Annotated in this window: 11 protein-coding genes; 5 read left to right on the top strand and 6 right to left on the bottom strand. The window is 72.1% G+C overall.

Annotated elements, in window-relative coordinates:
- Window positions 1-55 precede the first annotated feature (55 nt).
- The 3 genes from PED38_RS10315 to PED38_RS10305 form a co-directional block, all read right to left on the bottom strand.
- On the bottom strand, window positions 56-535 hold the full coding sequence (locus PED38_RS10315; protein ID WP_270981125.1) for a hypothetical protein: 480 nt from the start codon (window positions 533-535) through the stop codon (window positions 56-58).
- A gap of 398 nt (window positions 536-933) precedes the next feature.
- A complete protein-coding gene (locus tag PED38_RS10310; RefSeq protein ID WP_081234805.1) occupies window positions 934-1,476 on the bottom strand; it encodes a hypothetical protein in 543 nt (180 codons plus the stop codon).
- A 154-nt stretch (window positions 1,477-1,630) separates the two neighbouring features.
- Window positions 1,631-2,767, bottom strand: a complete 1,137-nt coding sequence (locus tag PED38_RS10305; protein WP_270981123.1) for an aldo/keto reductase — start codon at window positions 2,765-2,767, stop codon at window positions 1,631-1,633.
- Window positions 2,768-3,254: 487 nt separating this feature from the next.
- On the opposite strand from PED38_RS10305, the gene PED38_RS10300 reads away from it, so the two are divergent.
- Window positions 3,255-3,785, top strand: coding sequence for a YbhB/YbcL family Raf kinase inhibitor-like protein (locus tag PED38_RS10300; protein ID WP_063070553.1), 531 nt, complete (start codon window positions 3,255-3,257; stop codon window positions 3,783-3,785).
- 15 nt (window positions 3,786-3,800) lie between these two features.
- Window positions 3,801-4,178: a hypothetical protein gene (locus PED38_RS10295; RefSeq protein ID WP_270981121.1), complete on the top strand. Its 378-nt coding sequence runs from the start codon at window positions 3,801-3,803 to the stop codon at window positions 4,176-4,178.
- A 102-nt stretch (window positions 4,179-4,280) separates the two neighbouring features.
- On the opposite strand, the gene PED38_RS10290 is transcribed toward PED38_RS10295, so the two are convergent.
- Together PED38_RS10290 and rpsO are read right to left on the bottom strand one after the other, a co-directional pair.
- Entirely contained in the window at window positions 4,281-6,554 is a 2,274-nt protein-coding gene (locus PED38_RS10290; RefSeq protein WP_270981120.1) for a polyribonucleotide nucleotidyltransferase, read from the bottom strand.
- 475 nt (window positions 6,555-7,029) lie between these two features.
- Entirely contained in the window at window positions 7,030-7,299 is a 270-nt protein-coding gene (gene rpsO, locus PED38_RS10285) for a 30S ribosomal protein S15 (protein WP_012038735.1), read from the bottom strand.
- A 202-nt stretch (window positions 7,300-7,501) separates the two neighbouring features.
- Here rpsO and PED38_RS10280 point away from each other — a divergent pair, with 202 nt between their 5' ends.
- From PED38_RS10280 to PED38_RS10270, 3 genes are all read left to right on the top strand, one after another.
- The gene (locus tag PED38_RS10280; protein ID WP_270981115.1) at window positions 7,502-8,854 is read left to right on the top strand and encodes an MFS transporter; all 1,353 of its coding nucleotides are present in this window, start codon (window positions 7,502-7,504) and stop codon (window positions 8,852-8,854) included.
- 26 nt (window positions 8,855-8,880) lie between these two features.
- Entirely contained in the window at window positions 8,881-9,642 is a 762-nt protein-coding gene (locus PED38_RS10275) for an HNH endonuclease family protein (RefSeq protein ID WP_063070556.1), read from the top strand.
- A 296-nt stretch (window positions 9,643-9,938) separates the two neighbouring features.
- Window positions 9,939-11,306 (top strand): exodeoxyribonuclease VII large subunit, encoded by a 1,368-nt coding sequence (locus PED38_RS10270; protein WP_270981113.1) that lies wholly within the window; start codon window positions 9,939-9,941, stop codon window positions 11,304-11,306.
- A gap of 3 nt (window positions 11,307-11,309) precedes the next feature.
- On the opposite strand, the gene PED38_RS10265 is transcribed toward PED38_RS10270, so the two are convergent.
- Complete coding sequence (locus PED38_RS10265) at window positions 11,310-12,893, bottom strand: DASS family sodium-coupled anion symporter (protein WP_270981112.1); 1,584 nt, start codon at window positions 12,891-12,893, stop codon at window positions 11,310-11,312.
- Between the last annotated feature and the right edge of the window lie 60 nt (window positions 12,894-12,953).

Below are 12,953 nucleotides of genomic sequence, written 5' to 3'. Positions count from 1 at the left end.
ACGCCACGGGTCTGACGCCGGATCGGTGGCCGCGGGGGCCGCCGCCGCGCGTGGATCAGCATCCGGGCCCGGCGTCCCGCGCCCCGCACGCGCCGCCGACCAGGACAGTGGACCCCTGCAGCACGTGGATCGTGACCGGCCCGACGGTGACCGGCAGGGTGCCCGGGATCTGCTGCCACGCCCCGCCGTCGAAGCGGTAGGACGGCGAGTACGCGATGGTGAGCGAGACCCGCCGGTCCCCCATCCGCCCGTATACGTGGCTGGTGGGTGTGGTCGTGAACTCCTGCTGGCGGAGATCCCGCCATGAGGCCCCGGGACCCTGCACGGTGGTGGTCGTCCCGACCCCGTGATCCCAGGTGAAGGACACGGGCACGAACCGCACCTGCGCCGGCCGCCCGAGGAGCGTCCCGCCCACGACCTGCGCTCCGGCGTCGGTGAGGAGGTTGACCGGCGATCCGACCAGCGCCCACCCGTTGGGCTGCGACCGGATGGACGCGTCGCGCGGCACGAAGCCGGCGACGTCGTCGAGCGTCACGCCCGGTGCCGCGGGCGCTGCGGGAGCCGGGTCGGCCGGCTTCGCGGGCGCCTGGGCGGGCGGCAGGAATACGTGGTGCCCGTCTGCGCACGACCCGGCGCCTGGCGTGCAGGGCGTGTCCGTGTCGGCGGCGAGGCGCCCGCGGGGTACCGGGGGTGGGGCTTGAGGCGTTACCTGCGGCTCAGAACGATCGACAATTGGATTGATTGTGTTTGGTGCCGGCTGTTGCGATGGAGAAGTGGAGGTCCCGTGGACTATGACTCCACCTGGCCCGATTTCGGCGCCCACACACGAGGTACTCCCCAAACCCCGGCGCGCGCATGCTGCGTCTTCAGCCTGTGCCTGCGGCGCGACTATTAGAAGAAGAGTCACGGACAACAAGCAAACTACCGCCGCCCTCAATCGCATGCTCGAACCTTATCGTTTGGAACAAGGTCACTGATGCGCCACGCATTATTCTCGTTAAACACGGCTTTTAACTGAAGTGAGATTGTCGAATCACGCTTAGGGGTGACATCTCGCTTTTCAGCATCGAGCACCCTGGTGCCACTGACATCTAAACAAACTTGCGCAACCATGTAATTCGATCCACGATCGGTCACTCGAAAATTATAATACGTGTCTTTGCCGACAACAGTTTGCTGTGATGATTGGTATTGAGAAATTTCTCGCTGTTCATTTGTTAGGGCATCTCCTACCAGGAAGGGCCGCAAGTCATCCTGTGTCTCTCCCTCAAAAGGCAGCGCGAGGAAGCCGGACAACACATCCTCGAACGCCGCATCATCCTGCTGCTCCTGCGTCAACGAGGGCGCGGGCGCCGGCGTGGGGTCCGGGGTCTCGGACGGGGCGCACCCGCCGAGCGCGGTGACTGACAGCGCCACCAGCAGGGCGGCAGCGGCAGCTCGGCGTCGGCGCGGCGCATCGCTCGGTCGTTCGTGCAAGGTCGTCTCCCCCGGGGCGTCGGATGCCGCGCGCGGACATGGACGCGGAGGGCGTCGGCGTCGCGGTGGGGGAAAGGTAGCCGGGCGGGCATGACGGGACGCGGCTCGATCCACATCCCGGGGACGGTGGACGAGGCCCGCGCCTGTGAGCGGACTACTCCGAGGCGCGGTCGAGACGTGTGACGTCGTGCCGCGACAGCTGCACATGCGCCGCGTGGACCAGGTCGTGCACCTGCTCCGGCCGGCTCGCGCTCGCCACCGGCGCGACGACGCTGGGCTTAGCCAGCAGCCATGCCAGCGCGACCGTCGCGACGCTCGTGGAATGCTGCTCCGCGATCTCGTCGAGCGCCGTGAGCACGCGCAGCCCGCGCCGGTTGAGGTACTTCGCCGCCCGCTGCCCCCGCGCGCCCTCGCGCACGGAGTCCCGCGTGCGGTACTTGCCGGTGAGGAAGCCGTTCGCGAGCGCGAAGTAGGGCATCACGGAGAGCTGCTGGCCGCGCACGACATCGAGGTAGTCCGACTCGTAGGGCGCCCGGTTGACGAGGTTGTAGTGGGTCTGCAGCGCGACGAATCGGGGCGCGTCGTACAGCCCGCCCAGGATCCGCGCGTGCAGCAGCCGCTCCGCCGCGTAGTTCGACGCCGCGAGGTAGCGCACCTTGCCGGACGCGATGAGGCGCCCGGCGGCGGAGAGGCTCTCCTCGAGCGGCACGTCGAGGTCGTCCCAGTGGAAGTAGAGGAGGTCGATCGTGTCGGTGCCGAGCCGGGACAGGCTCGCGTCCACGGCGCGCTCGATGCGGGAGGAGCCGAGGCCCGGGAAGTCCTCGCTCTTGCCGATCTTGGTGGCGACGACCATCGAGTCGCGGTTGCGCCGCTCGCGCATCCACGAACCGATCATGTGCTCGCTGCGGCCGCTGGCGTAGGAGTCGGCGGTGTCGAGGAAGTTGCCGCCGGCCTCCTGGTAGCGGTCGAGGATGGCTGCCGTGTCCTCGGCGCCCGCGGTCCAGCCGAAGACGTTGCCGCCGAGGGCGAGGGGGAAGACGCGGAGGTCGGTGTCGCCGATCGCGCGACGCCGCGCGGGATGCGGGATGCTGCCGCCGGCCAGGAGGCCCGGCTCGGCGACGGCCTCGAGGACGAGGGCGCCCGCGGCCTGGACGGTCGTGTCGGCGAGGGTCGACGACGTCGTCGCCTGCTCCGTCGACGCGCTGCCTCGTCCGCCCGTCGCGGCGCTACCCCGGCGTCGCGGGATCGAACCGGGCGCGACCGTCGGGGAGGTGGGAGGGGACGACGTCACGCTCCCGATCGTACCGCCCAGCAGGCGAAAGGTTTGCGTACCAACGGATCGGGGTGACGTGCCTTCGCCCCGTGGACACGCTCCGACCATGACCGCCTCGTGCGGACCGGCGGGACGTCGCACGCGGTCGGGGCGCACGGCCCCGAGGTGCGGCCGACCGGAAGGGGTGCCGTGGATCCCCCGATCCCGGCACCCCTCGGCGGCCTGCATCCCCCGATGCGTCCCCCGGAGGCGGGTGGCTCCTCGGCCGATCCCGCATCGACAACGCTAGCGAGCCCCCGGCGACGCGACCCAGCCCCTCTTCGGGGGCCTGCCAGGCTGCTCGTCATCTCTCCCGGACTTCCGACCCTCGCATCGCCCGTCCCCCGTGCCCCGCTGCGGGACCGCGCTCGCGTCCCGAGGGCGATGCCGGTCCTGGGGCGGATCCCGACCGACGACGATGCCACCGTGCGAGGCTGGTCGGGTCAGGACCACCGAGAGGACCCCCATGACCAACGACCCGCTGCACCGCCTGCCGGATGCCGCCCCCTTCCACCTCACCAGCCCCGGCTTCGCCGACGGGGCGCCTCTGCCGCTCGCCGCGCGCGGCGCCTCGCAGGGCGGCGCGGACCGCTCCCCCGCCCTCGCCTGGACGGGCGCGGCGTCCGAGACGCGGAGCTACGTCGTCACGTGCTACGACCCCGACGCCCCCACCGGCAGCGGCTACTGGCACTGGGCCGTCAAGGACATCCCCGCGTCGACGACGTCGCTCCCCGAGGGCGCGGGCGACCCGGACGCGGGCCTCCTGCCCGAGGGGGCGATCACCATCCACAACGAGTCGCGCGAGAAGCGGTTCGCGGGGGCGACTCCTCCCGAGGGCCACGGCACGCACCGCTACTTCTTCACCGTGACGGCCCTGGACGTGGAGTCGCTGGACGTGCCCGAGGGCGCGACCCCCGCGGTCCTCGGCTTCCTGATGCTCCCGCACGTCGTCGGCCGGGCCCAGCTAGTGGGCACCGCCATCACCGTCGCGGACTGAGCGGACGAGGCGGACGTGACCGGGGACGCCGAGGGCGCGGGTTCGGGCGACGACGCCCGTCCCGTCCGGCCCCGCACGCGCGCGCTGATCGCGCTCGCGGCGGTGCTCGTCGTGGTCGCCGCGATCGTCGCCGCCGTCGCGATCGCGTGGAGCGGTGGAGGACCGGGCGCGCCCGTCCCCGCCACGGTCGCGCCGAGCACGTCACCGGGCGAGGGCACGGACCCGGGCGGGGGCACGACCGTGCCGACCGCGGATCCCCCGGGCGCCCCGACCCCGGATCCGGCGCCGGCCCCCAGCCCGCCCGGGAGCACGAGCCCGGAACCGGAGCCGTCCTTCTCGGTCGGCCCGGCGCCCTCCGTGCCCTACCCGGGCGACCCGAACGACGGCAAGTGAGCATCTCGGCCGCCACCGCCCGAACGGCGGCGACCGGAGACGACGGATGCCCGCCCCACCGAGGTGGGACGGGCATCCGCTTCGTTCAGCGTGCGTCGGGGACTAGCCCTCTGCCGGCTCGTCGGTGCCGTGGCTGGCGGCGTCGCGGCCCTCCTGATCGGCGGCCTCCTCCAGCACGGGAGCGAGCGAGAGCTTGCCGCGGTCGTCGATCTTGGTGATCTCCACCAGGATCTTCTGGCCGACGCCGAGCACGTCCTCGACGTTCTCGACGCGCTTGCCGCCGGCGAGCTTGCGGACCTCGCTGATGTGCAGCAGGCCGTCCTTGCCGGGGAGCAGCGAGACGAACGCGCCGAACGTCGCGATCTTGACGACGGTGCCGAGGAAGGACTCGCCGACCTCGGGGTTCGTCGGGTTCGCGATGGCGTTGACCTGCGCACGCGCGGCCTCCGCCGACGGGCCGTCGACGGCGCCGATGTAGACGGTGCCGTCCTCCTCGATGGAGATGTCGGCGCCGGTCTCGTCCTGGATGGCGTTGATCGTCTTGCCCTTCGGGCCGATCAGCTCGCCGATCTTGTCGACGGGGATGTTGACCGAGATCACGCGGGGCGCGGTCGGGGCCATCTCGTCGGGGGCGTCGATGGCCTGGTTCAGCACGCCGAGGATGGCCGTGCGGGCCTCCTTCGCCTGCTTGAGCGCGCCGTCGAGGACCGACGTGGGGATGCCGTCGAGCTTCGTGTCGAGCTGGATGGCCGTGACGAACTCCGACGTGCCGGCGACCTTGAAGTCCATGTCGCCGAGCGCGTCCTCCGCACCGAGGATGTCGGTCAGGGCCGCGTAGCGCACCTGGCCGTCGACGGTGTCGGAGACGAGGCCCATGGCGATGCCCGCGACGGGCGCGCGCAGCGGCACACCCGCGTTCAGCAGCGACAGGGTCGAGGCGCAGACGGAGCCCATCGACGTGGAGCCATTGGACCCGAGGGCCTCGGACACCTGGCGGATCGCGTAGGGGAACTCCTCGCGGCTCGGCAGGACGGGGACGAGCGCGCGCTCGGCGAGGAAGCCGTGCCCGATCTCGCGGCGCTTCGGCGAGCCCACGCGACCGGTGTCGCCGGTGCCGTAGGGCGGGAAGTTGTAGTGGTGCAGGTAGCGCTTCTTCGTGATGGGCGACAGCGAGTCGATCTGCTGCTCCATCTTCAGCATGTTCAGCGTGGTGACGCCCAGGATCTGGGTCTCGCCGCGCTGGAAGATGGCCGAGCCGTGGACGCGCGGGATGACCTGCACCTCGGCGTCGAGCGGACGGATGTCGGCGAGGCCGCGGCCGTCCATGCGGATGCCGTCGCGGAGGATCCGGCCGCGGACGACCGTCTTCGTGACGGACTTGTACGCCGCGGAGAACTCGGTGAGCGCCGACTGGGGCAGCTCGCCGGCCTCGACCTTGGCGGCCACGGCCTCCTTGGTGCGGGTCTTGAGGGCGTCGTCGGCGTCCTGGCGCTCGATCTTGTCGGCGATCTGGTACACGCCGCCGAGGTCGGAGAGCGCGAGCTCGCTGACCGCGTCGTAGGTCTCCTGCGCGTACGGCAGGAAGACGGGGTAGTCGACCGTGGGCTTCGCGGCCTGCTGCGCGAGCGAGGCCTGCGCGGCGACGAGCTGCTGGATGAACGGCTTCGCGGCCTCGAGGCCCTGCGCGACGACGGCCTCGTCGGGCTTCGTGGCGCCTGCCTGGATGAGGTCCCAGGAGCCCTCGGTGGCCTCGGCCTCGACCATCATGATCGCGACGTCCTCGTTGCCCTCGGAGTCGGTGACGACGCGGCCGGCGACGGTGATGTCGAAGACGGCCTCCTTGAGCTGCGAGTGCTTCGGGAAGGCGACCCACTGGTCGCCGATGAGCGCGAGGCGCACACCCGCGATGGGGCCGGAGAACGGGATGCCCGAGAGCATGCTCGAGGCGCTCGCCGCGTTGATGGCGAGGCTGTCGTAGAACTCGTCCGGCGCGATGCTGAGGACGGTGATGACGACCTGGACCTCGTTGCGGAGGCCCGTGATGAACGACGGGCGCAGCGGCCGGTCGATGAGGCGGCAGACGAGGATCGCCTCGGTGGAGGGGCGGCCCTCGCGGCGGAAGAACGAGCCGGGGATCTTGCCCGCGGCGTAGCTGCGCTCCTCGACGTCGATGGTCAGGGGGAAGAAGTCGAAGTTGTCCTTCGGGTGCTTGCCCACCGAGGTGGCGGACAGCAGCATGGTGTCCTCGTCGAGGTACGCGGCGACCGCGCCCTGCGCCTGCTGCGCGAGGCGGCCGGCCTCGAACCGGACCGTGCGCGTTCCGTACTTGCCGTTGTCGAGGACTGCCTCGGCGAACTTGATCTCTGGACCTTCCATTGAGGTCTCTCTCCTTCGTGTTGCGCCTCTCGGCGACGCCCGTCGGGCGCTCGTCCTGCATCCCGTGTGGATGCGGACCTCCTACGACAGAGGAGGAGCGGGCGAGGCGACACGTCGGGGTCCGCCTGATGCGGGTCCCGGGTGCACGTGCGCGGCTGGTTCCGCTCGTCGGCCGGTGGCCGACGGCGGCGGGCGCATGTCTGGCCATCAGTGGGAATGCTCCGAGCGACTCGGAATACCACCACCAACGACCAGCTCCTGCCGGCCAGCTCCATCTGTCGTGATCGCATCGTGACGCTGGGCGTCCGCTGGATCACTCCGGCCATGGTAGCACCCGGCCCCTCGCCGGCCCGGGAGGACGGGGGCGCCCGGGTGTCGGGCGGATGACGCACCTCTTAACGGGAACGAGCCGCCACCCCGGAGGGTGACGGCTCGGCCGGTTCGCACGTGTGCGATCAGCGACGCGTGGTGCGTGTCAGCGGCGGATGCCCAGGCGCGCGATCAGGGCGCGGTAGCGCTCGATGTCGACGTTGGACAGGTAGCCGAGGAGACGACGACGCTGGCCGACCAGGAGGAGCAGGCCACGACGCGTGTGGTGGTCGTGCTTGTGCTCCTTGAGGTGCTCGGTGAGGCCCGTGATCCGCTTGGTGAGGAGCGCGATCTGCACCTCGGGGGATCCGGTGTCACCGGGGTGGGTCGCGTACTCGTCGATGATCGCCTTCTTGACGTCTGCTTCCAGAGCCATGTGATGATCCCCTCTCGTGTTCGTTGCGCGGCGCCCGTCACAGGATGTGCGAGCTCTCTTGATCCGCGGCCGTTCAGACGGCAACCGCACGAGCATACCAGAGGGCGGGGAGCCGATCCGCGGCCGGACGGCCCACGACGGGGCGGCGTCGGCGATCTCGGCTAGCGTGGAAATCCACCCTACAGAGACGACGCAGCGACACGTGAGCATCCCGCCCGAGACCTCCCCCATCCCGATCCCCGACGAACGGCAGGTCCGCGGCAGCCACTTCGTCGACCTGACGCCGCTGAGGGAGAGCCCCGCCTTCGCACGGCTCTGGGCGGGCAACGCGATCGCCGGCATCGGCAGCCAGATGACCATCGTCGCGATCGGGCTGCACGTGTACGAGCTCACGGGATCCACGGGCGCCGTCGCGCTCGTGGGCGTGCTGTCGCTCGTGCCGATGATCCTCGCGGGCCTCTACGGCGGCATGCTCGCCGACGCGTTCGACCGACGGAAGGTCGCGCTCATCGCGTCGTGCGCCGCGTGGGGCTCGACCATCGCGCTGGCGGCGCTCGCGTGGACGCACGCGGAGACGGTGTGGTCGCTGTACGCGCTGAGCATCCTCAACGCGGTCGCGGCGACGGTGATCGGCACGAGCCGGCAGGCGATCCTCCCCCGCATCCTCCCGCCGCACCTCCTGCCCGCGGCCAGCGCGCTGGGCGGGATCAGCCTCGGCGTGATGGTGACGGTGGGCCCGGCGCTCGCGGGCGTGCTCGTCGCGTCGGTCGGGTTCCAGTGGACCTACACGGTCGACGCCGTGCTCTTCCTGGCGGCGTTCACGGGCGTGCTCGCGCTGCCGCGGATCGCGCCGGAGGGCGAGGTGCAGCGGCCGGGGCTGGCGTCCATCAGGTACGGGCTCGGGTTCCTCAAGACCGCGCCGAACATCCGGATGTCGTTCATCGTCGACATCATCGCGATGACCCTCGGCCAGCCGCGCGTGCTCTTCCCCGCGGTGGGGGCCGTGGTGCTCGGCGGCGGGCCGGTGACCGTCGGGATCCTCACGGCGGCCGGCGCCGTCGGCAGCCTCGTGAGCAGCGTGCTGAGCGGATCCGTCGGGCGCGTCACGCGGCACGGGCGGGCGATCCGCCTGGCCATCGTCGCGTACGGGCTCTCGACGGCCGGGTTCGGGCTGGTGCTGCTGTTCGCGTCGCGGCCGGGGGTGCTGCACGGCATGGGGTCGCGGATCGAGGACGCGAGCGTGCCCGGCATCGTCGCCGCCTCCGTTCTGCTCGCCTGCACGGGCGCGGCCGACAACATCTCCTCGATCTTCCGCAACACCATGCTGCAGACCGCGGTGCCCGACAACATGCGCGGGCGGTTGCAGGGCATCTTCATCGTCGTCGTCACGGGCGGGCCTCGGCTCGGCGACGCGTACGTCGGCATCGTCACCGCGTTCGCGGCGCTGTGGGTGCCGTCGCTGGTGGGCGGGCTGCTGATCGCGGTGGTGGTGTGGATCCTCATCCGCGCGCTGCCGTCCTTCGAGCTCTACGACTCCCGGAACCCCACCCCGTGACGCGGCGGAGGAGGCGGCGGACGCCGGTGCTCGTGACCCTGGCGGCGCTCGTGATCGTGATCGTCGCGGGTCTCGTGCAGTGGCACGGGGATCCGGGGACGGGCGCCGGGAACGCGGAGGACGCCGGGAGAGCCGAGGACGCCGGGCGTGGATCCGGGACCGGGCCCGGCGCGGAGCCGGCCGCGCCCGGATCCGCGCGGCTCGCCCTCGAGGGGCTCGAGGTGCGGACGGAGGAGCGGGTCGCCGGCTACGACCGCGAGTCGTTCGCCTGGCGCACGGACGTGGACCGCAACGGCTGCGACACCCGCAACGACGTTCTGCGACGCGACCTCGCCGAGACCATGATCCGCGGCGGGACGCGCGGGTGCGTCGTGCAGTCCGGCGTGCTGACCGACCCGTACTCGGGCGAGCGCATCCCCTTCGACCGGTCGCGGGACCCCGAGGCGGTGCAGATCGACCACGTCGTGTCGCTGTCCGACGCGTGGTCCTCCGGCGCGTGGCGCTGGGACCCCGCCTACCGGGCGGCGTTCGCGAACGACCCGCTGGAGCTCGTCGCCGCGTCCGCCGCGGAGAACTCGGCGAAGTCGGACGCGACCGTCGACGAGTGGCTGCCCGAGCATCCGGACGACGCGTGCGCCCTCGTGGTGCGGCAGGTGTCGATCAAGGTGCGCACGGAGCTCAGCGTGACGCGCGCGGAGCACGACGCGATGGCGCGCGTGCTCGACGGCTGCGGGGACCTGCCGCTGCTGTCGTCCGACGACGTGCCGTGGCCGCCGCCCGTGCGATGACGCCGGGTGGTGCGGCCGGGTGGTGACACCGGGCGGTGACGCCGGATCTGCATCGTGGGCGAACCGATCGTTCGCTCGCTCCGAAGAGACCGCAATGCGCCGGACCCCAGAGACGCGATGCACCACGGGTCCGGATGTCATGGGGAGAGCGGTCGCACGGACGGCGCATGGAGAGGGGTCTCGGCGCCGGGACCACGACCGCAGGGCCGGCCCGTCATCGGGTCGGCCCATCTCCATGCCGGGGTGCTGTGCGCCGAGGCGACGAGCGACCGTCAGCCGGTGTCAGGATCCCCGTCATGGCCGTCTTCCCGCCCCGGACGCCGGAACGCGACAGGGTCGGGCCCGTCGTCTTCTCGCAGCTCCGGACCTCCTTCCTCCTCGCCGACAGGGGGACCGTGCAGATCACCGGCGAGATCGCGGACATCAGCACGAGCCGTACGCGCTTCGACCTCGTGGACACCTCCGGGGTCCTCGACGCCAGGACCCGTTCCATCCCCGTGATCTGCCGGCCGGAGACCGTCCGGGGGCTGCTCGTCGGCGATGTCGTCGAGCTCCGAGGCGCGTTCGACCTCCTCGAGCAGGACTGCCTGCTGGTGCTGCGACCGATGCGGGTGACCAAGAAGGAGCGCAGGGGCCGGCTGCCTGCCGCCGAGCAGCGGGCCGGCATCGCCCGTGATCCGCGGACGTGCGCCGCAGCGCGGGACCGGCTGCGACGCCGCACCACCCCGCCGCCCCGGCTGCCGGTCCGCGCGGGGGCGCCGGGTTCCCTTCGAGTGACGTTCATCGGTCCGCTCGGCGATGTCGCGCAGGCGGACATCACGGCGGGCCTCCGGCTCGACAGGCTGGAGCCCCGATGGCGTGGCATCCCGTTCCACGACAGCCAGGCGATCGCGGACGTGATCAGGTCGGTGTCCCCGGAGGACACCGACCTGATCGTCGTGTACCGAGGCGGCGGCAGATGGCGGGACGGGGTCGCCCTCAACGACGTGCGGGTCGTCAATGCCGTCGCCGAGGCGGCCGTCCCCGTCGTCACGGCCATCGGCCCCACCGCGACGGAGGCAGCGGTCGCGTGGGTGGCCGACGGCGCCTTCCGGACGCCGACCGACGTGCGGAAGGCCCTCAACGCGCATCAGCACGTGGGCAACCCCGATCCCGACCACGTGCGCCGACCGCGACACGGCGCGCGAGGCAGGGGCTCCTCGACGACGGTGGCGTCCGCGTGCGCCGCGGAGGGTCCGTCCGACCCGGAGTCGTCGTCCGCGCATCCGGACGCGCACGTGGTGGCCGCCCGGGCGGAGGCGGCCTCCGCTCGACGGGCGCTGGTCGAGGCCGAGCGGACCTTCGCCCTCCACCGCATCCGGGTCCGGGCCGTGGTCCTCGGCTCCACCGCCGCGATGGCGACGATCCTCGCGACGGTCAGCCTCCGCGCGTGGATGGCCGGCGCGCCCTGGTACGCGGTCGTCGGCAGCGGCCTCGGCCTCCTGATCGCCGGGTCGGCAGGGTCGGTGTTCCTCTTCCGCGGACGCTCACGTGCGCTGCGTCCTCCTCGACGCGTCCGCGTGGGCACGCCCCAGGTGGGCGAGGACGCCTGGTTGTCCGCGATGCGCCACGCCTCCGCTCCCCGGCGGTACCGCCGCCTCCACGGAACCGCGGACGGAGGATGACGGTCAGGAGAGCAGCCCGAGCACGCCCATCCACGCCGTGCCGACGACGCCCCAGATGACGATGAGCACCACGGCCATCACGAAGCCGACGCGGAACCACTCCCTGGTCGTGACGTAGCCGGATCCGAAGACCACGCCCGACGGCCCCGACGCGTAGTGCGAGATGCCGCCGAACAGGTTGCCGATGAAGCCGAGCACGAGGGCCGCGAACAGCGGCGGCGTGCCGGTCGCGACCGCGGCGCCGAGGAACACCGCGTACATCGCGACGATGTGCGCCGTGTTCGACGCGAACAGGTAGTGCGAGAAGAAGTAGACGAGCGCGAGCACCGCGAACGCCCACGGCCAGGGCAGGCCGCCGACGGATCCGGAGACGGCGCCGCCCACGAGGTCGATGACGCCGAGCGCGTCGAGCTGGTCGGCCATGCCGACGAGCACCGCGAAGAAGATGAGCGTCGACCACGCGGACGCGTTGGCCGCGAGGTGCGACCACTTGAGCACGCCCGTGACGAGCAGCACGGCGATGCCGCCGAAGGCCGCGGCGGTCGCGGGGATGCCGAGGAGGGATCCGCCGCACCACAGCACGAGCAGCAGCACGAAGGTCGCGGCCATGATGCGCTCGTGGCCCGACAGCGGCCCGAGCCCGCGCAGCTCCTCGCGGGCGTGCGCCGGCGCCTCGGGCGTGCGGGTGAGGGTCGGCGGGTACACGCGCGACATGGCCCACGGCACGACGATGAGGCTGAGGAGACCGGGCACGAGCGCCGCGAGCGCCCAGCCGCCCCAGGTGACCTCGATGCCGAGGTCGGCGGCGGCCTTCTGCGCGACCGGGTTGCCCGCCATGGCCGTGACGAACATGGCCGACGTGACCGTGTTGACCTGCACGCTCGTGAGGGCGAGGTAGGAGCCGAGGCGCCGGCGCGACGCGTCGGAGTCGGGGGTGGATCCCTGCACGCGGCTGAGCGACGCGACGATCGGGTACACGACCCCGCCCGCCCGCGCGGTGTTCGACGGGGTCGCGGGCGCGAGCACGAGGTCGGTGAGCGCCATGCCGTACGCGAGCCCGAGGCTGGATCCGCCGAGCCGCGATACGAAGGCCAGCGCGATGCGGCGCCCGAGGCCCGTGACGAGGAAGCCGTCGGCGATGAAGAACGACGCGACGATGAGCCAGATGGTGGGGTTCGCGAAGCCGACGAGCGCCTCGCCGTCGGTGGTCATGGTGCCCGTGAGCATCGCGACCGCGAGGCCGACCAGCGCGACGGGCGCGGTGGGCAGCGGCTGGAGGATGAGCGCGAGGACCGTGCCGACGAAGATCCCGGCCATGTGCATGCCGCGCGGGTCGACGCCCGCGGGCGGCGGCACGAGCGCGATGCCGACCGTGACCGCGACGATGACGAGGACCTGGATCAGCCGGGTGCGGCGCGCGGCGCGGGCGGCGCCGTGCGCCTCGGCGGCCGGGTCCACGTCCTCCGCGACCGAGGCCACGCCGTCGGGCGCGGGATCCGCGTCGTCGCGCCCCGCTCCCCCGGGCGCCGGATCCGTCCCGGTTCCGGGGGCGGACGAGGGGCCGGGGGCTGCGGGAGGAGGGGTCATGACCGGCCCATCCTCCGCGCGTGCGGGGCCCGATGCCACTTGTCTTCATAGTGTTCACGC

It is taken from the genome of Clavibacter sp. CT19, assembly GCF_027858075.1.
In the GTDB taxonomy this organism is placed as follows: Bacteria; Actinomycetota; Actinomycetes; order Actinomycetales; family Microbacteriaceae; genus Clavibacter; species Clavibacter tessellarius_A.
This window is presented reverse-complemented; position numbering and strand designations above follow the sequence as displayed.